This is a genomic window from Lewinella sp. IMCC34183 (genome assembly GCF_003390915.1).
Taxonomy (GTDB): Bacteria; Bacteroidota; Bacteroidia; order Chitinophagales; family Saprospiraceae; genus Neolewinella.
Genome location: NZ_QMEM01000006.1, coordinates 264842 through 284425 on the forward strand (window position 1 = coordinate 264842; position 19584 = coordinate 284425).

Sequence of the window (19584 nt, forward strand, 5' to 3'; positions counted from 1 at the left end):
TCAGGGGAGAATCTAACATCCAGTCTTACTCTCATGAAATCAACCTTACTAACACTGGCAGCGCTGTGCCTGTGCCTTTCTGTTTTTGGCCAAAGCGGGACCGCCGCCGACCCGTTCACCTCCCTCGGTCAGGCGCGCGGCGTCGTCTCCCCCGGATCGTACCACTTCCACCTCTCCGGCGAGTCCTTCAGCACCTTTGTCGACGCGAGCGGATACGTGCAGGTAGCCATTGACTTTGGCGACGGACTTGGAAACCTACCCCAGGGCAATGCCCTTGACCGTACCTCTCGCGGCATCCTCTTGCCGGCCGTCCTGGCCACCCTCACCGAAGCTACCGAGGTCCGCATCAGTCACACCGGGGGGCTGATCAATGCCACGACGGCCGAACCTACGCTTCTGCAACGTATTGTATCGAATACCTCGCTCATGAGCGGAACGGGCGACAACGCCTACAATGACCACTGGGTAGGTACGGGTAAGGACTACCTCGGGGTAGATGCCATATCCGGGGGCGGCCCCCTCCCCCTGGAGTCTGAAATTTATCACCCCAACGGAGACGGTGCCGGTCTGCACTGGATTCCGCAGCGGGGCGACCAGGGAATACCTCACAACAACGAAATTCCCGCAAGCGACAAACTGACGCTTTGGGTTCGTGCCCCGCAGCTTACGGAGCCGCTCGGCAGCGCTACCAACCCCTTCACCGAGCTAAGTCAGGCACTTGGCATCACCTCCGCCGGCATCTATCACTTTTCGCTCGAATCCGTGTCCTTCAGTACCTACGTTGATGCGGAGGGCTACGTACAAGTGGCCCTCGACTTCGGCGACGGATTGGGAGCATTACCACAACGCAGCGACCTCACCGCTACGGCTCGCGGTATTCTCTCCCCCGAGGTCCTGTCCACCCTGACCGACGCCACCGAAGCGCGCATTACGTCCTCGCTGGGTAACCTGGACGTGACTACCTACCAGGGTGACATACTCGACCGGATTCGCGGGAACCAGACGCTGAAGCACGGCTCTGGTGAAAATTCCATCAACCGGCAGTGGTCGGGACTCGGCTCCCGTTACCTTTCCCTGGACGCCTCGCAAAACGACGGCTCCCTTTACGCGCTAAACGGGGAAATTTTCCACAGTAACGGAGTCGGAGAGGGCATGCACTGGATTCCCGCCCGCGGCGATCAGGCACTGGTGTACGGTGAAGAATTGCCGGCCGGCGAAAAGCTGACGCTCTGGGTACGCCCCCTCGTAGCGTACGGTATTGCCTCGGTCGCCACCACGCCCTCCTGCGGAACGGGCACTGCTGGCACCCTTACGGTATACACCAAAACCGCCTGCACGTGCCCGGTAGAGTACAGCATCGATGGCTCAACTTTCCAGGGGAGCAACGTATTTACGGGGCTCTCCGCCGGCGACTACACGGTCACCAGCCGGATCGCCGACCAGCCCAACTACGTCAGTACATACACGGCAACGGTCGGATCCGCCCCCGCTACGGCGCCCGTCCCGACCGGTGCCACCCTCGACGCCTGGGCGCACCAGCAGCGGGTCACCGCCAGCGATGCCGGATACGCCGACTACCTCGGGGACATGGGTTCCATCGATATTCGGGGTAACCTGGCGGTAATCGGATCGTACTACGAAGACGGCAACGGCGGCGATAATATCGGAGCGGTCTACGTCTTCGAGCGGAATCACATCGGTGCCCCCTGGGTGCAAACCCAGAAGCTGACCGCCGGCGACGGCCAGAACGACGATCGCTTCGGCTACTCCGTAGCCATCGGCCCCGACTACATCGCCGTCGGGGCACCCGGTGACGACAACCAGCCGGCGGGGGCTTCCGGGGACAATATGGGTTCCGCCTACATCTTCGAACGGGCCGGCGGCGGAAGCTGGCAACAAACTGCCATCCTGCAGGACTACGCTATGGAAGGGGACAATCATCTTGGCTGGTCGATCGCCGCACACGGTAACCGCGTGGCGGTAGGGGCTTTTCGCGACGATCTGGACGGCAATGTCGACATCGGTTCGGTGCTCGTATTCGACCGGACGGGCGGCAATTGGGAGCAGACCGCCAAACTGTACGCCGCTGACTCCGAGGCAAGCGATCATTTCGGCATTAGCGTAGCACTTTCGGACAGCTACCTGGTAGCCGGGGCACCGTACGAAGACAGCGGCAATCCCAATGCCGGTGCTATTTACGTCTTCGAAATCATCAACGAGACCGGTGAATTCCGGCAGACCGCCAAATTACAGGCGTCGACGGTCCAGTCCGACGCCCTTTTCGGGTTTCACGTTAAGGTTTCCGGCGAACGGATTCTGGCTGGTGCCTACCTGGAAGACCATACCGGCCTGACCAACGTCGGTGCGGCTTACCTCTTCGAGCGGGGAAGTAATGGGCTGTGGGCGCAGACGCAGCGGTGGCAACAGAGCGCCCCCACCGCAGACGATCAGTTCGGTTGGCGCATCGATCTCGAAGGCGACCGGGCCGCAGTCGGCGCGCTCGTCGCGGACAAAAACGGGCATGCCAACGTCGGTCTGGTGTATGTCTACGAAAAGGGTGCCGGAGCTAGCTGGACAATGGTCCAGGAACTTCAGGCACCCGGTACGGCGCCCGTCACCTTCGGACACGGCGTGGCGCTCTCCGGCGACGATTTGTTCATCAGTGCTCCTGCGGACTCGGAAATCGATGTCAGCCAGGGGGCGGGACACTTTTATGGTCCAACCGGCTACACCGCCCCCGGCCGCGCCGAGCAACGTTGTACCCCCACTCTGACCGTCGCCCCGGCAACCGCCGTGGACAAGTGCGGCACGACGATCGAGGGCACGCCGGCCACCGCCGGGGACCGCAATTTCTCCGCAGCAGGGGTCCGCAACATCACCTGGACCTTCACCGACACCGACGGCAATACCGCGACGGTCAAGGAGGAGATGACGGTCACCGACCGGGTGTACAACGCCACCCTCACCTTCGAGGAAACCGTGGAAGTCAGCAGCGACCTGCGGGACTGCTGGTACGTGGAAGACGCCGGCAACGACGGCGGCTGGCAAATTCTCGAAGACGCCAGCTACTCCGCCACCGGCTCGGGCGCCTTCTACCTGCCGGCAACGGGGGGCAGCGCCCAGGACGACCGCCTGGTCAGTCCGGAAATTATGCTGCGGGCGAACATGGGTAACCTTCACGGAAGCGAAAACCTCAACAACCTGTCCTTCACCTACCGCAGCGCCCACGGAGGCACCTCCGACCACCTGCGCGTAATGCTCTACGACGAGACCCTCGACCAGATCGTGGACACCCTCTACGAGGACCTCGCCGCCCCGACCGATTATTCCACCGTGCACCTGCGCGTCAGCACCGTCACCGACGGCACCCACACCTACCGCCTGGTCTTCGAGTCCACCGCCCCGTCCGGCGGCACCGGTATCCTGCTGGACGATATCCGGATCGAGGGAAGTGACTACAGCAACGCCATTGGTGCAACGGACTACGTAGTAGACCTGATCACGGCCGGCGACGACGCCTGCGTAACGGCCACCGGCGTTAACCTGAGTGGCACCGAATGGCGCCGCATCCTGACGCCCGACGGAAAGGCCGTACTCGAGATCAACCCCAACGGCAACGACCTCGGCGACTTCACGGTGGAAACCACCGACTACGGCAACATCGAAACCGCCCCCTTCCTGGGCAGCCGCATGCTGAGCCGCTACTTCAATATTACGCCGTCTAACGGCTCCGGACCCTACACCAAGAACGGTGGCGTACAGCTCCGTCTGCTCTTCGACCGACAAGAGCTCCTCGCGATGCGCCAGTACACCAATCCGGATCTTGAGTGGTCGGACCTGGAAGTGACCCACTACAACGGGACCGACGAGGACTGCAACCTGCTCAACAGCACGGACCAACTTGGTTTCGCCCTCGAGACCCCCGAAGACACCTACCACTACTACGATACCCTGGGCGGCTACCTGCAGATCACCACCACCCACTTCTCCGAGTTCGGGGCCACCGCCAACTCGTCCCTCCCCGTAACCCTGACCGACCTGACCGCGGAAGCCAGCGGATCCGCCAACCGGATCGCCTGGCGGGTGGCCAGCGAAGTGGATTTCTCCCACTACACGGTAGAAAGCAGCGCCACCGGTGACGCGTTCACCGAGATCGGACGGGTGACCGCTACCGGTTCCGGCGACTACGCCTTCCTCGACCCGGCTCCCGGCGGGCTGACCTACTACCGCCTAAAAATGACAGACACGGACGGCACTTACGCCTACAGCAACACCGTCACCGTAGACCGCTACGACCAGGTTCACCTGCTCAAGGTCTACCCGGTACCGACCACCGACGGAGCCACCATCCGCTTCACGGCACCCGCCGCCGGCCGCATGACCCTGACCCTGACCAATTCCCTGGGCGTCCGCGTCCGCTCTTCCAACCTGTCGTACGGCCGGGGCACGAATACGGAATTCATCGACCTTTCTACCCTGCCCGCCGGCACCTACCACCTCACGCTTTCCGGTGAGCACCACGTACAATCGACCAGGCTGATCAAGCAATAAATACCACTAGGACCAACCAGCAGCGGCGGCGCACCCCCACGGGATGTGCCGCCGCTTTTTTGTTCGGACATCCACCGCAAGCGAGACCGGGATACCTTACCTTCAGCACACAACGCCCCACCGCCATGAAAACCACCGGAACCTTTCAGGTAAAGATGCAGCCCCTCGAACCCTACGCCCAGACCAAAAGCGGGGCCGCGCTCGGCCGCATGTCCCTAGATAAGACCTTCTCCGGTCCCCTCGAGGCTACCAGCCGGGGCGAAATGCTGACCGGCATGGCCACCGTCAAGGGGTCGGCCGGCTACGTCGCCATCGAAAAGGTGGACGGTAGTCTGGAAGGTAAGAAGGGCACCTTCGTGCTGCAGCACTTCGGCACCATGCAGGGTGGCAACTCCCGCCTTATCGTCGAAGTCGTACCGGATACCGCCACCGGCGAGCTCACCGGCCTGTCCGGCACGATGGACATTCGCAATGAAGGGGGTACCCACCAGTACGACTTCGACTACCAGCTGCCATAGGTCGGCGCGACTCCTCCGCCGATCCGCAACTGAATGGTCCCCCAGTCGTGGGGTCGCCCACCCGAAAATTCAGGACTGAGGTACGTACGGGTGAAGGAGACCCCCCACTTTCGTCGCCCGACAGCGATCCCGACGTCCACGCTACCCACTAACCGCCGTACTTCATCGGTTGTCAGGGTGTAGGGACTATCCCGGTTAAGCAGGCCGCCCTGCAGGGTGGCGTCATAGAGGTTCAGGTGGGCCGCGGGGCGCAGGTGCAGCGCCAATTCAAACCGGCGGCGCTTACCGGCAGCGTCGGTTACCGGCAGTACGCCTATTCGCAGGTCCGGTCCCAGCTGTAGGCGGCTGTGGTAGGTGCCCGCTCGCGCCGACGCCAGGCCATCCAGCCGGAGGTAGCGAAAATCCAACAGCGTCCGCCGCGCATTCACGCGGTAATTCAGCAGCAGGTCGTTGGCGATCTGGTACTTCCAGCCCCGCGGCGCCACGTTGCCGGTACGGTCGTGGATATAGCGCTGTTCCGCGGCGGCCAGGGACCACGGCCCCATCACCCCCGCGATGAGTTGGTGGCTGAAGGACCAATTCGTACCCGTCGGGATCGCCCGCCGGTAGCCCACGTAAAGGGCCCCGGCGTAGGGGCGGTCGCCGTAGCGGATCCGGTCGTCGCGGATGCTGGTCGGCGTGTAGCCCTCCTGCGCCAGCAACCAGCCGTCCCGTTCGCTACCGTACTCCAGGCGGATGCCCTGGGTGAAGTAGTAGTCGGTAGCGCCAAAGTAGTCGTTGGCGTAGGTCAGCCGGAAGTAGTGGTCGTCCTGGGCGGACAGCGCAGAGGACCAGCAAAGCAGTAACAGAAGGTATCGCACGGGAACAGGTACGGGGTAAATCACCGGCCGGTTGCAACCCAACCACGCTTCCGTCGTCACTTTCGTCGAAGGGACCTCGCCTCCGGTCGGACGGATGTGCATAAGGCAGCGCAGGGGTCCACCTTCGCACCGTAATCGACTAGCCCCAGCACACTTCCACTATGCGAAACCAAGCCCCCCTGTCCTTTCTGTTATTCCTCTGCACCTGCGGCCCCGCCCTCCTCTTTGGCCAGCAGGCTTCCGTAGCCGGACGCGTCACCACGGGTTCTCAGCCGGCGGAGTTCACCAACGTGATCCTCCTGGCCGCGGCCGACTCCGCCGTTGTCAAGCTGGAACTGTCGGACGCCGACGGGCGCTTTCGCTTCTCCGGGCTGGCGGCGGCGGATTACTTTGTCCGTACCTCCGGCATCGGGTTGTCGCAGACGGATCATCCGCCCTTCACGCTCGCCGCGGAGGAGGTCCTCACCCTTCCCGATTACGACCTGCAGCAAACGGCCACCGACCTGGCGACGGTGGAGGTGACGGCCCGGCGCCCCTTCCTGGAGCAGAAGGCCGGAAAGCTGGTGGTGAACGTGGACGAGTCCATCACCGGGCAGGGCGGCAGCGTCGTCGACCTGCTGAAGAAGGTGCCCGGAGTCGTCGTGGCCGGTGACCGCATCAGCATGGCCGGCAAGTCGGGCCTCACCATCCTGATCGACGGCCGCCCCACCAAGTACCTCGACATCAACAGCCTCTTGCGCGACATGCCCGCCGACAACATCAAATCCATCGAGGTCATCAGCCAGCCCGGGGCCAGCTACGATGCCGAGGGCAACGGCGGGGTGATCAACATCGTCCTGAAGAAGAACCAGCTCCTGGGCACCAACGGTCAGGTGTACTTGGGCGGTGGCTACGGCGAGCTGCCCAAGTACCGCGCCGGCGCCCAGCTCAGCCACCAGTCGGGCGGCCTCAACCTCAACGGCAGCGTCAGCTACAACCACCGCGCGTGGGTCGAGGGGCTGGACCTGACGCGCCGCTTCCCCGACCGCACCTACGTGCAGAGCAACCGCCTGGAAGGCACCCCCAACAGCTACGCCACCCAGCTGAGCGCCGACTACGACCCGCACCCCCGCCACCGCGTTGGGATCAGCGGGCGCTACAACTTAGGGACCAGCGACCTGACGGGGCGCAACTTTACCCGCATCGTTCGGCCCGCCAGCAGCGAGCTCGAGGAATCCTTCACCACCTTCCGCGACCGCAGCCGCGACTACGACAACCTGAACCTGGACGCCTACTACCGCATCCAGCTCGACACCAACGGACAGGAGCTCACCTTCGACGGCAGCCTTAACACCTTCACCCGCGACAGCCGCAATACGCTCGTCAGCGACGGCGGCGGCTACAACGACCGCCTGAACCTGGAGCCCTCGGATGCGGAGATCCGCAGCGCCCGACTGGACTACCGCCTGCCGGTCGCCGGGGGCTACGTGATTACGGCCGGTGCCAAAGTGAGCCGCGCCGCCCTCGACAACGAACTGGTAGCCAAGGAAGCGCGGAACGGGAAATTTGAGTTGGATACCCGCCTGTCGAACCGCTTCCTGTACGATGAGGACATCTCCGCCGCCTACGCCGCCCTGGCCTGGGAGAGCGGCGACTGGAGCGCCAACGCCGGCCTGCGCTACGAGCACACCCGCATGGAGGGCTACAACGTGACCATCGACAGCCTGACCCCGCGCGAATTCGCCCAGTTCTTCCCCAGTCTGAGCGTGAGCGCCCCCCTGGCCGGCCCGCTGGGCTGGAGCCTGGCGTACAGCTACCGCATCGAGCGGCCGAGCTACTACGACCTGGACCCCTTCGTGACCTTCATCGACCCATTGACCTACGAGAAGGGTAACCCCTTCCTGCAACCGGAGCTGATCCACAGCGGTCAGCTTTCGGTGACCTACGAAAAGCAACCCTTCCTCAATCTGAGTTACGACTTTACCAGCAACATCCTGAGCGACGTGACCGAGCAGAACGACTCATCCGGTGTCGCTTTCCAGACCACCGTCAACCTCGATCGCTACGTGCGCTACGGCGGCAGCCTCTTCTTTCCGCTCGACTGGATCGGCAAGGCCGTCAGCGGCTACGGGGGCGCTATGATATACTACAACGATTACACCAGCGATTACCTCGGCGGCGTGCTCGACCAGGACCAGCTGAGCGTCACCGGTTTCCTGCAGGTCGACGTCAAACTGCCCCGCGACTGGAAGCTGCAGGCCAGCGGCTTCTACCAGGGTAAGGGGCTGGATGGCATCATCCGCTTCAACCCCATGTACGGACTGGATGCGGGCCTGGAAAAGGACTTCCTGGACGATCGCCTCAACCTGGTGCTGACCGCCGACGGTATCGTGCAGAAGTACTTCTCCGGCACCATCGATTACCAGCAACAGGATATGGATATCCTGTCCACTTGGGAGGCGCCAGTCTTCTCCGCCAAGGTCACCTACAAGTTCGGCAACCGCTTTCTAAAGGGTCGGGATCGCCGGAACAGCGCCAGCGAAGAGGAGCGCGGCCGGCTGGGCGAATAGGCGCTAGCGTGCCGGATCCCTGAAGTGAAGCATCACCTCGGCCTCGTAGTAGGACAGCAATTCCACCCCCTTCGGCTCCGCGGTCTCAATCATCACCGTAAAGGGAAAGGCGATCTCGTCCGGTCCAAAGCGCTGGATGAGTTTGGCTCCGCCACCGGTATATCCCGGGCTGTATAGGGTGATGAAGTTCCGGTCGTAGCTCAGCTTCCACCGTCCCGTTGAGATGAGTCGATCGCCGGCGAAGGCGTAATAAGTATTGTCCTCGCGGAATTCAAAATCGAGGGAGGCCAGTTCTTCCGCTACGATCCCTCCACTCGTGCGGAAGGGCTCCTCGTATTCGTAGCGGATCCCCACCGAGTCCGGCTCTGCGGTCACCTTTTCCACCTCCACCCGCCCGCGGTTGAGCAGGTCTATCAGGTCGGCTTCGGTGACGGTTGACGGCACCACGGAGGCATAGGGGGCGAGCGGAAAGGGGCCCGCCACGGTGCGCTGGGTATCGTCGTCGAGCAGCTGGTATGCCTGTGCCCCACCGTCGCCGTCGCCGGTGACGAGGAGGATACTGTGGCGCAGGCTGCCGTCATCCTGTGGCCGGATACGGTAGTACGCCTTCAGGACACCGGTTTCCGGATCCAGCAGGCTCATGCCGAAGGTCCCGAATTCCGCCCGGCGATCAGCCAGGCTGGCAAGCAGAACCACATCCGCGGCCATGATCTTTCCGTTCGGGCCGACCCTTTCCTCCGGGAAGCGCAACAGCATGGGCGAATCGTTCAGGTCAAGCAGGTAGGTCCGGCCGGCCACGGTCTTCGGCAAGGGGTAGCTCTCGAGCTTGGCAACGGGCGCGTAGCGGTGTTCCCAGCGTCCCCCGTCGGGGGAGCGGATCACCGCATGCAGGCTGCTGTCGCCCTCTACCTGGTAAGTGAAGTATAGCGAGTCGGGAAAGCGGGCGGTGCTGTCGGCGGCGTAGGCCGGGTACTTTTCCGAGTGGTCCAGGAAGGGTTGGTACAGCCGCGCCGAATCCTGCGTCAGGTCGAGGCGAAAGCCACCGTATTTGTTGGAGTTGTCGACGTATCCGACTGGCTGGCCTTTCTCAAGGCCCCATTCCATGCCCTCGGGCAACTGATAGGATGGCGCAGGGTCGGGGGCGCAGGTGCAGAGAAAAAGGTAGCATATGTAAAGGGCGGTGGGTATCGGACGCATAGGAACTTGATGCCCGCGGCGGGCCGTATGGTGGGAGGTGCTCCCCTAAAATAGGCCGCCCGCCGCTAGGGTCAGTCGTTTCGCGACCAATAATCTACCACGAATACGTCATCTAGGATGGGTCCGAGCTTTTCCCCGAAGGACTGGTGTGCCGGGTGCGGCAGGTAGGCGGCGCGGGCGTCCTCATCCTCGAAGGTGACGAAGAAGGCGTGGGTGAAGCCCTTATTGAGGCCTTCGGGGCTGTTGTTGGTGCCCCATTCGTAGTCGACGATGCCGTCGATCTGGTCGGGTAGGGCACTGAAGGCTTGCTGCACTTCCGTGATCTGCTCCGGAGAAGCAGACTCCTTGAACGAAAAGAATACGGCGTGCCGGAGCAGGCTGTCCGGCTCGGGGGCGGCATCAACGACGGCGGGGGTATCCATGACGGGCGGGGCTGGTTCCTCCTGGCAGGCGGTGACGAGTACGGCCAGCAGGAAGGGAATGAAGAGGCGGGTGATCATGCCCGTAAGATAAACGATAAGGGGTGAGAACGGTAGCCGTCCTCACCCCTTCCGAAAGTTGGTCACTGGTCGCGGCCGGGCCTAGCTCACGCGGCGTTTGATAAATCCGCGGAGCCGGCCCTTTGCGCGCATATCGACGAGCTTTTCGAGCAGCACGTCAAAGCCCAGTGCCTCCTTATTGTCGAGGTAGTAGGAAACCACGCTGTATACGCCGGCGATATTAGCGGCCACGTAGTCGGTGGTGGGGTGCATGAGAGCGAACTGGGCGTAGCGGCCCATGAAGATAGCCTTCGATTCGCCGTACCGCAGGTAAGGGCGGAGTTTTTCGTCCACTTCTACACTTACGTCATTGGTCCGGTCCAGCCAGGCTTCGATCTGGGCGGTGGCCTGCTTACGCTGGGCGACATCCTTGTCGGCCGGCGTATCCTGCAAAAAATCGATCAGGGCAATGACCCGGTGGTGCTGCTCGGTGAAGGTCTGCAGGCGAGGAGCGGTGGAGCTATCCGCCCTCTCGACCGTCGTACCCTTGTCGCCCCCCCCGGTGATGGGGTCGGTGACGGTGACCGGTACCGCGCTGGCGGCGGGAACCGCCACGGGGGCATTGGCGAAAACAGCGAAGGAAAACAGGAAAAGCAAAAGGGGTAAGGCTTGCTTCATGGGGGTCGAATTGGGGGCGTACGAAGCCGGGGCCCGTGTGTGGAGGGGCCGCCGGAAACGTGGCATACGCCCGGATAAAAACTATATAATGGGGTGCCCGGGGGCTGGCCTAGCTGAGTTGCTTACCAATGTATTTTTCGAGCCTGCCCTTCTCCTGGAGCTTGGCGAGCTTGTCGAAGGCCTTGTTGCGGCCGAAGACGTCCACGTTGTCGCGGTAGTAATTGATGACACTCTCCATGGCCGCTACGTTGTAGGTGAGGACGTCGGCCTCGGGATCCTGGATTACGTGCTTGGCGTACTCGCCCATAAAGATCACCAGCGACTCGCCGTAGCCCATGAGGGGAGCGGCGTAGGTTTCCACGGTCACGGTGACGTCGGGACTGCCCTGCAGCCAGGTCATCAGGTAGGCCGCGGCGTCCTGCCGGTGATCGGTGTAGACGTCGGCGGGGAAGTTTTCCAGGTGGTTGACCACCTCGATAATTTTATCGTGCTGGGCGGCGTAGTCCTCCGGGCCGTCGTAGGTGACGTCCGGGATGGTGAGGGTCTGGGCAGCCGCGAAAAGGGAACTAAAAAGAAAGACGGGAAGTAGGTATTGCTTCATGGAGACGGGGTTGCTGTATCAGTACAACGAGTAATTATCGGCCGGCCTCACGCCTTAACACTTATTTGTTGGTTTTCAGCACCCGCACATCGGATGTGGAGCACATCCGATGTGCGGGGCCGGTGTTCCGCCCCGTGCCTATCTTGCCCCTATGATCGCCGACCTGCCCGTCTCCTTTACCGCGGCCGCCCAGCGCGCCGTCGAACGCGTCGATCCGGATGGCCCCATCGACGAGATGGCCCGCCACGCCCGGGAGATGGCCGAGGCCATGGTCGCCCGCGGTGAAGCCTGCCCCGTCGGCGAGGCCGAAGATCCCACCGACCTGGAATGCCGCCTGACCCACTTCGAGTGGGCCGAGCGCGCCAAGCACTTCCTGCTCCTCTACCGCAACGTCCAGCTTCAGGTGCAGATCGCCTCGCTGCGCGTACAGGAAGGCCTTGCGGACCCCGACGCCGTCAACGACCTCTACGCCCGCAGCCGGGCCGCCCTCACGGATGCCCTGCAGGAGTGGGACACCGACCACAAGGCCCAGCTCGAAGCCCTGCAACGCAACGAAAAGCAGCGCAAGCGCCAGCTGAACGCCTGGAAGCTCCAGCATAACCCGTGGCCGGTCTACCGCGATCAGCTGCAGCGGATCGCCGGGCAGTCGGAGGCGCTCGCCCTGGAGTACCAGCAACTGGATAAACTAGCCGATCGCTTTGCCGACCTGCGCCGCCAGCTCGCCGATATTCTTACCCGCAGCGAGCAACTGATCACCCGCGCCGTAAGCCGCGCCGAGGAGATCATCCATTTCGTTCGCGACGGCAATACCGAGCCGGAGCGCCCCGGTATCGTGGCCGCCCGGCTCGACGACAGCGTCAACGACGAAGCGACACCCCCCCGCCTCGATCACTACACCAACCGCGTAAACGCCCTGATCGCGGGGCTGCCCGATAAGCAACGCGTCACCGCCGCGGCCGCGGGGGGCATCCTCCAGTTCAAGGAAATCAACTTCCGCTGGTCCACCGACCAGTGGGTGAGTGCCGAAGTGATGCCGCTCGTCTACGAGCTCTGGGAACTGAGCGAGCAGATCAACAACGGACTCCACGTGGCGGTAGCCAACGTGCGCAACCGCGCCCTCCTGCTGTCCAATGAAGTCAAAGCCGGCCAGGAGATCACCGTGGACAATTCCCAGCTCGCCCAGCCCCTCGCCGTGTTCCTGGAGCGCACGCGGGAACGGCGAGAGCAGTACGCAGAAATCCGGGAGCGGCTGGCGGTTCTAATCGACCGCGACCTCTACCTCAGCTCCGCCTACCGCCCTATGCCGGGCTTCCTGCCCCTGCCCCTCCAAACAGGAATCGACGCCTTCACCCGCCGGCAGGGTCGATGGGTCACCACGGTACGGACCTGGCTCGGCCGCCACGTGACGGGACTCAGCAAGCTCCTTGGCGACGCCGTGCGCGAGGAAAAGCTCAGCCTCAGCGAAAAGACCGTGCGGGTAGTGCGGCAACGCACCCTCTCTCCTGCCAACGCCGCCTATACCAACATCCTCATGACCCGGGGCTACATCGGCGAATCCTTCCTGGTGGGTCGCGAAAGTGAAACCGAGCACATGCGCCTACTGATCGACAACTGGCAGCTGGGCTACCGGGGCTCCGTGGTACTGACCGGCAACCGCCTGGCCGGAAAGACGCTGTTCGGGGAGCTCATCACCAACCGCTTCTTCGCCGGAGAAACGATCCGCCTCCAGCCCAACAGTTCGGTAACGGTGCAGGGCCGGCGTACGAAGACGACCTGCGACCTGGCCGCCGCCCTGTCCTTCGTGCAGAAGTATACCCTCCAGGCCCGCCCCCTGGTCTGGATCGACGACCTGGAAACCTGGGCCGACGGCGACTGCACCCTGGCGGCCAACGTCCGCGCCCTGGGCGAACACATCGACGACTATTCCGGGCGCATCTTTTACCTGGTTTCTACCAGCAATGCCGTCTATCAGCACCTCAACCGCTTCCTCGACCTCGGGCGCGTGTTCCAGTCGCAGATCAACCTCGACACTTTCTCGCTCCCGGATATGGAAAAGGCCGTGCGCATCCGTCACGGTGCCACCCACAAGGTGATGGTCGACCCCGACGGCGAGCCGGTCAGCGAAGCCGCCTTCGCCAAGATGGTGCGGCGCCTTTACCGGTCCACCGACGGCAACGTAGGCGAAACCATCAACCGCTGGGCCTACTTTACGGAACGGTACGACGAAGACCACGTCTACCAGCCGGCCGGCCGCCGCTACAGCCTGCCGGCCTTCCTCTCGCCCGATACCGCTACCCTGCTGGCCACCATTTTGCTCGAAAAGCGGGTACGCGACTACCGGCTGCGGAAGCTGTTCGGCCCCGCCTACCAGGAACGCTACGCCAGCATCCTGCAGCGCCTGCTGCGGATCGGTCTGCTGACGCGCACCCCCGACGGCAGCCTGGAGGTGGCCGAGAACGTCGTCAACGACATCGGCGGCATGCTCGAGACCGAAGCCTACCTCAAATACTCCCTCTGACGCCATGGAAGCCCCCGCCCTACCCCACTTCACCTGGATCGACCTCTTCCTGGCGGCCGCCATCCTGTACGGCATCTACGCCCTGCTGTCGCTGCTCCGCGACCGGCTGCAGCTCACCCGCCGCACCCAGGGCATCCGGGCCGGTGCCTACAACGTGATCGCCCCCTTCCTGCTGTACTACGAGCCCATCACGGTGCTGCTGCTGGCGGCCGTGTTCGTCTTCATTAACCCCCTGCTGCACGGGGTCATCCTGCTGCTGCTGGTGGCCGCCGGTTTCTCGCGGTTGCGCGATTACCTCAGCGGCCGCATCGTCCTCGCCGTACCGCTCGTCAGCGTCGGTAAACGCATGAAGACCGAACGGTATACGGGCGTCATCAGCCGCGTAACCCGCTTCGGTCTCTACCTGCAGACGGGTGAGGGACTACACTTCGTCAATTACAGCTCCCTGCTGACCCAGGGCTACAGCCTCATCACCGGTAAGGATATCGGGGGCTACTACCAGCTTCACCTTCGGCCCGCCGACGGCAAGGCGGATGCCCTGCGCGACCTCGCCGACCGCCTCACCACCACCCCCTACCTCGATCGCAGCTTTCGCCCCGAATTGTCGTACGCCGAGTACGGCAGCTCCGGCATCTCGGCGCGCCTCTCCGTCCGGGAGGAAAAACACCTAACCGAATTGCTCGCCCTGCTCGACGAGTGGGGCTACCCCGCTACCATCGCCCAACGCTAGCCTATCCCCCCATGCAGAACGTCGATCCCTACCTCATCATCATGGCGGCCTCCGTCATCATTATCTTCTCCTTCTTCTTCGGGGAGGTGTCAAAACGGACGAACGTCCCCTCCGTCCTGATGCTCATCGTACTGGGTATCGTCATCAAATTCGGCCTCGATGCCGTCGGGCTGGGGCAACTCGATTTCTTCCCCGTGCTGCAGATTCTGGGTATCATCGGGCTGATCATGATCGTGTTGGAGGCGGCGCTTGAGCTCAAACTCGACAGCGATAAGCTCATCTCTATCGGCAAGGCCCTGCTGGTAGCGGCCCTCGGGCTTATCGCGTCTACCTGGGTGGCGGCCCTGATCCTGCACGAGTTCATCGACGGCATGACCACCGAGGTAGCCTGGCTCTACGCCACCCCGCTCTCCATCCTCAGCAGCGCCATCATCATCCCCAGCGTCGCGGGGCTCAAGGCTTCCAAGCGGGAGTTCCACATCTACGAAAGTACCTTTTCCGATATCCTCGGCATCATGCTGTTTTACTTCGTCGTCAGCCAGATCCCGATGCCGGTGGCCGAGGATAGCCTCGACGTCGTCGAACACCACGCCAGCGGTCTGGCCTACCTCGGCAACATCCTGCTGACCATTGCGGCTTCCGTGGTGGCCAGCTACGCCATCGTACTCATCTTCCAGAACATCAAGAGCCACGTCAAGCTTTTCCTGCTGATCGCCGTCCTGTTGCTGCTGTATGCGCTAGGCAAGACCATTCACCTTTCCTCGCTGATCATTATCCTCACCTTTGGCCTCATCATCGCCAACATGCGGTTGTTCTTCCGGGGCCCCCTCAAGAACTGGCTCAATTACAAGAAGGCCCTGCACATTTACGAGGGGCTGCACGTGGTCACGGTAGAGACCGCCTTCGTGGTACGCACCTTTTTCTTCGTCATCTTCGGCATCACCATCTCGCTGGCCACCCTCTTCAGCGTAGACGTGGCCATCGTCAGCCTGCTCATCATCCTGAGCATTTACGTGATCCGCTTCGTGCTGCTGCGCGTCTTCATCGGGCCCGACATCTTTCCCCAGCTCTTCGTGGCACCGCGGGGGCTGATCACGATCCTTCTTTTCTACGCGATCCCGACGGAGCTGACGGTCGAGGGTTTCGAGCCGGGCGTCCTGCTGTTCATCATCATCGGCACCAGCCTCATCATGACCTTCTCCATGGTGGTCGATAAGAAACGCACCTCCGCGGCCATCCGTAAGGTCAGCGAAGCCCCCGTGGGTTACGAGCGGTGGAAGGCCCCCACCCTCGCCGACGTGGCCCCCGAGCCGGACCCCAACCACTAGAAACCGGTGAGGCGGGTACGCGGGTGCGGTGTACGCCGTCAACCCCGGTCCGGCGGGTTAACATCGCCGTAAACTTAGTGTTAGGATAGCGTGACGTTATCTCCCCTGACCCTCCTGGCCGCCGGCGCCGTTCTCTCGGTCGTGGCCTTCGCCTGGCTCGCCGGCCCCCGTATCGAGCAGCCTTTCTATGCCGCCGACCTGCCCGATGTCCCCGACGATCTCGGCCTGCTGCAACAGGGAATCCATGACCACGAGGAACTGGCCGCCACCCGGCCCAACAACGAGGCGCGTATCGTCTGGCGGGACAGCGTACCGCAGGTGACGGAGTTCGCCTTCGTCTACCTGCACGGCTTCGCGGGTAGCTACCGCGACGGGTTCCCCGTGAACGTCAATCTGGCCGCCATCTTCGGTGCCAACGCCTACCTCGGCCGCTGGTCCGGACACGGGCTGCAGGCCGGCGAAGCCCTGCGGGAGTTCACCCCCAAAGCCGCCTGGGCCGACGCACGGGAGGCGCTGGCCATCGGTAAGCGCATCGGCAAGCGGGTGATCGTCATGTCCACCTCGACCGGTGGCACCCTGGCCCTGAAGCTCGCCGCTATCTTCCCCGACGACGTCTACGCGCTCATCAACGTCGGCCCCAACGTGGAAGACGACCAGCCGGGCGCCGGGCTGCTTATGAGCCCGTGGGGCCACGAGTTGGCGCGTCTGGCATCCTTCGGGACCAACAAGAAGGTCGCGCAGGACGAACCCGGCGCCGCCCAGTACTTCGATACAGTATACCCCTCCGAGGCACTCGTCAACCTCCAGATCCTGGTGCAGACTACCATGCTCGACAGCACCTTCGCCGCCGTGCGGTGTCCCGTCCTCACCGTGTACTACAAGCAGAATTTCGTCCAGAAGGACCAGCATGTGGAAGTTACCCGCTTCCCCGGCGTCCACGAAGCCTTTGCTACGCCCACGGACCAGAAGCTCCTGGTCGCGCTGCCTACGCCCAAGACCCACTTCGTGGCCAGCGACATCAAGTCGAAAGACTGGATGGCCCCCCAGCGGGTGATGGCCAACTTCTGCCAGGAAGTCCTCGGCATGGAAGCCCTACTGCCCGTCGATTACGTCGCGGACGCTGCCCGCTTCGAGTAGCCGGCGCCGGGCCTCGTCGTAGGGCATCCCGGTAGATTCCACGATCATTTTCGTGCCGCGATCGATCAGCTTGGCGTTGCTGAGCTTCATGTCGACCATCCGGTTATCCCGTACCCGGCCCAGGCGGATCATCACCGCCGTCGTGATCATATTCAGGACCAGCTTCTGCGCGGTACCCGACTTCATGCGGGTACTTCCCGTGACCACTTCGGGTCCGACGACGGCCACGATGGGATGGTCGCATACCTCCGTTACGGGAGCACCCGGGTTGCAGGTCACGCAGCCGGTCAGCAGCCCTGCTTCCCGCGCGCGTCGCAGGCCACCGATCACGTAGGGCGTGGTGCCACTGGCCGCGATCCCCACGAGGATATCGTCGCGGTGCGGCGCGTGGTCGGCCAGGTCGGTCCAGGCCTGGTTGTCGCTGTCCTCCGCGGCTTCCACCGCGTCGCGCAGGGCCCGGTCTCCGCCGGCGATTATTCCCACCACCATCCCCGCCGGTACGCCGAAGGTGGGCGGGCATTCGCTGGCGTCAAGTACGCCGAGCCGGCCGCTGGTACCGGCGCCGATGTAGAAGAGCCGCCCTCCCCGCTCCATGCGGGGCACGATCGCCTCCACCAGGTCGGTCAGTGCGGGAATGCACTCGGCCACGGCGGGGGCCACCTTGCGGTCCTGCTCGTTGATGAACGTAAGCAACTCCCGGGCGGAGCGGTTCTCCAGGTGCCGGTAGGGCCCCGGTTGTTCGGTGATCTTCATGGTCGGTTAAGTTCGGTGAGCAAGGTACGGGCTGGCGGGACAGCGCTACTTCATCACGCTCTGCATGGAGAAGTAGTCGGGTGCGAGCTCCGGATTACGGTTGACCTTACGAACCGTCAACCGCAGCGTGGTACGGCCGCGCAAACGCTGTTCCACCAGCATGGGCAACAGCAGGCCGTCTACCTTTTCGTAGTCCCGCAGGTAGGTGTCTACCGGAAAGCCCTCCAGGGGCCCGGACTGGACCACGTAGGTATACAAGACGGGCAGATTGGTTTCCCGGTCGAAATAGTACGTGCGGTCGATCTTCCGCGCGTGGGTCACCTGAACGCCGTAGGTACTCCGCCCCTCGACCTCCCGCCCCGGGACGCCCGTCAGGCGGGCTCCGGGATCCGACGTGTCGAGGAAGGCGTCGGGAAAGGGGCTTACCCGCAGGTCGATGCCGTCTTCCGGGGTGATCTCGCGGGGGCGGGTAATCCCCTGCATGGGGAAGTAAAGCCAGCCCGTAGTACCGTCGTTGGCCTGCACCATCAGGTTCCCCTGGATGTCCAGTTGCAGCCGGCGCCGGTCGCCGGCGGCCCACGTATCGGTGAAGGGGAAGTGCATGCCGCGCACGTCAGCGTCGCCCGTGAGCTGCAGCGCCGAGAGCTCATGCCAGGCCGCCTCGCCGCCGATCCGCGCCAGGTAGCGGTCGATGACGTCGGCTACCCCGGGCGAACTGGTCAGGCTATCCGCCGCAACCTGGGCGGAAAGCAGGCTGCCCGTCAGCAACAGCAGCAGAATGGACGGCAGGTATTTCACGGCCACAATATACCCCGCCCCCTCCGCACCCGCGGCCCCGCCCGACGGAATGGCCTGCCTGCCGACTTGTGCTATATTTGCGCAAAGCACCGGCATTGGACCCAGAAAATAGTTTTGACCGCCACTTTAAATCCGCCTTCACGGTCGACAACGTCATTTTTGGCTTCGATGAGGGCGAGCTCAAGGTGCTGCTGATCCTGCGTAACGAGGAGCCCTACGCCGACCGCTGGGCGCTGCCGGGGTATTTCGTGCGGCAGAACGAGGACCTGGAGGAGGCAGCCAAGCGCGTGCTGCGGGAAACTACCGGACTCGACCAAGTATACCTCGAGCAATTGCAAACGTTCGGCACGCCCGACCGCCACCCCTACGGGCGGGTCATCACGGTGGCCTACTACAGCCTGGTCAAGGTCGCCGACTTCAGCCCGCGCGCCCTCGGGCTCTCCCGCGAGGTCGCCTGGCATACCCTGCAGCACCTCGACCAGCTGGCGTTCGACCACGCGGACATCGTACGGGCCGCCATCGCCCAGCTGCAGGAGAGCATCCGTACCCGGCCGATCGGGTTCAACCTCCTTCCGCCGGAGTTCACCCTCACCCAGCTGCAGCACCTCTACGAAGCCATCTGGGGTACGGAACTGGAGAAGCGAAACTTCCGCAAAAAGATCCTGTCGATGAAGCTGATCATCCCGCTGGAACGTTTCCAGCAGGGAGTGTCGCACCGCCCGGCACGGCTGTACCGCTTCGACGAAGCCCGGTACCAGGCCCTGACCAAGGCGGGCTTCAGTTTTGAAGTGAAAGGATAACGGACGGGCTGTCCGGTTTTGTCGATATGGCCTGACATAATTACCGTCAGCGGCCGTGGCCCCCTTTTTGCTCCCTGATGTAGTGCG

15 protein-coding genes are annotated in these 19584 nt (G+C 63.2%); 8 read left to right on the forward strand and 7 right to left on the reverse strand.

Features of this window, described 5'->3' with window-relative positions:
- Nucleotides 1-33: 33 nt before the first annotated feature.
- Both DQG19_RS14750 and DQG19_RS14755 read left to right on the forward strand, forming a co-directional pair.
- Nucleotides 34-4551, forward strand: a complete 4518-nt coding sequence (locus DQG19_RS14750; protein ID WP_198661759.1) for a T9SS type A sorting domain-containing protein — start codon at nucleotides 34-36, stop codon at nucleotides 4549-4551.
- Nucleotides 4552-4676: 125 nt separating this feature from the next.
- Entirely contained in the window at nucleotides 4677-5069 is a 393-nt protein-coding gene (locus tag DQG19_RS14755) for a DUF3224 domain-containing protein (RefSeq protein ID WP_116127042.1), read from the forward strand.
- Here DQG19_RS14755 and DQG19_RS14760 read toward each other — a convergent pair.
- Nucleotides 5054-5929, reverse strand: a complete 876-nt coding sequence (locus DQG19_RS14760; protein ID WP_157974526.1) for a lipid A deacylase LpxR family protein — start codon at nucleotides 5927-5929, stop codon at nucleotides 5054-5056. The two genes, DQG19_RS14755 and DQG19_RS14760, sit on opposite strands and share 16 nt — an antisense overlap.
- Before the next feature lie 161 nt (nucleotides 5930-6090).
- On the opposite strand from DQG19_RS14760, the gene DQG19_RS14765 reads away from it, so the two are divergent.
- Nucleotides 6091-8478, forward strand: a complete 2388-nt coding sequence (locus DQG19_RS14765) for an outer membrane beta-barrel protein (RefSeq protein WP_116127044.1) — start codon at nucleotides 6091-6093, stop codon at nucleotides 8476-8478.
- A gap of 3 nt (nucleotides 8479-8481) precedes the next feature.
- Here DQG19_RS14765 and DQG19_RS14770 read toward each other — a convergent pair whose 3' ends face one another.
- The 4 genes from DQG19_RS14770 to DQG19_RS14785 form a co-directional block, all read right to left on the reverse strand.
- Nucleotides 8482-9675, reverse strand: coding sequence for a hypothetical protein (locus DQG19_RS14770; RefSeq protein ID WP_157974527.1), 1194 nt, complete (start codon nucleotides 9673-9675; stop codon nucleotides 8482-8484).
- 71 nt (nucleotides 9676-9746) lie between these two features.
- Nucleotides 9747-10175 (reverse strand): Dabb family protein, encoded by a 429-nt coding sequence (locus tag DQG19_RS14775; protein ID WP_116127046.1) that lies wholly within the window; start codon nucleotides 10173-10175, stop codon nucleotides 9747-9749.
- 81 nt (nucleotides 10176-10256) lie between these two features.
- Nucleotides 10257-10832, reverse strand: a complete 576-nt coding sequence (locus tag DQG19_RS14780; RefSeq protein ID WP_157974528.1) for a hypothetical protein — start codon at nucleotides 10830-10832, stop codon at nucleotides 10257-10259.
- Between the two features lie 109 nt (nucleotides 10833-10941).
- The gene (locus DQG19_RS14785) at nucleotides 10942-11433 is read right to left on the reverse strand and encodes a hypothetical protein (protein ID WP_116127048.1); all 492 of its coding nucleotides are present in this window, start codon (nucleotides 11431-11433) and stop codon (nucleotides 10942-10944) included.
- 151 nt (nucleotides 11434-11584) lie between these two features.
- Here DQG19_RS14785 and DQG19_RS14790 point away from each other — a divergent pair, with 151 nt between their 5' ends.
- The 4 genes from DQG19_RS14790 to DQG19_RS14805 all read left to right on the forward strand — a co-directional run bounded on the left by DQG19_RS14790 (nucleotide 11585) and on the right by DQG19_RS14805 (nucleotide 17146).
- On the forward strand, nucleotides 11585-13951 hold the full coding sequence (locus tag DQG19_RS14790) for a hypothetical protein (protein ID WP_116127049.1): 2367 nt from the start codon (nucleotides 11585-11587) through the stop codon (nucleotides 13949-13951).
- A 4-nt stretch (nucleotides 13952-13955) separates the two neighbouring features.
- Entirely contained in the window at nucleotides 13956-14681 is a 726-nt protein-coding gene (locus DQG19_RS14795; protein ID WP_116127050.1) for a hypothetical protein, read from the forward strand.
- Nucleotides 14682-14692: 11 nt separating this feature from the next.
- Complete coding sequence (locus DQG19_RS14800; RefSeq protein ID WP_116127051.1) at nucleotides 14693-16009, forward strand: cation:proton antiporter; 1317 nt, start codon at nucleotides 14693-14695, stop codon at nucleotides 16007-16009.
- Nucleotides 16010-16099: 90 nt separating this feature from the next.
- Nucleotides 16100-17146, forward strand: coding sequence for an alpha/beta hydrolase (locus DQG19_RS14805; RefSeq protein ID WP_116127052.1), 1047 nt, complete (start codon nucleotides 16100-16102; stop codon nucleotides 17144-17146).
- Here DQG19_RS14805 and murQ read toward each other — a convergent pair.
- Both murQ and DQG19_RS14815 read right to left on the reverse strand, forming a co-directional pair.
- Nucleotides 17102-17899, reverse strand: a complete 798-nt coding sequence (murQ, locus tag DQG19_RS14810) for an N-acetylmuramic acid 6-phosphate etherase (RefSeq protein WP_116127053.1) — start codon at nucleotides 17897-17899, stop codon at nucleotides 17102-17104. The genes DQG19_RS14805 and murQ overlap by 45 nt on opposite strands.
- 45 nt (nucleotides 17900-17944) lie before the next feature.
- Nucleotides 17945-18697, reverse strand: coding sequence for a hypothetical protein (locus tag DQG19_RS14815; RefSeq protein ID WP_116127054.1), 753 nt, complete (start codon nucleotides 18695-18697; stop codon nucleotides 17945-17947).
- Nucleotides 18698-18792: 95 nt separating this feature from the next.
- Between DQG19_RS14815 and DQG19_RS14820 the strand changes: the two genes are divergently transcribed.
- Complete coding sequence (locus DQG19_RS14820; RefSeq protein WP_116127055.1) at nucleotides 18793-19497, forward strand: NUDIX hydrolase; 705 nt, start codon at nucleotides 18793-18795, stop codon at nucleotides 19495-19497.
- Nucleotides 19498-19584: the final 87 nt, after the last annotated feature.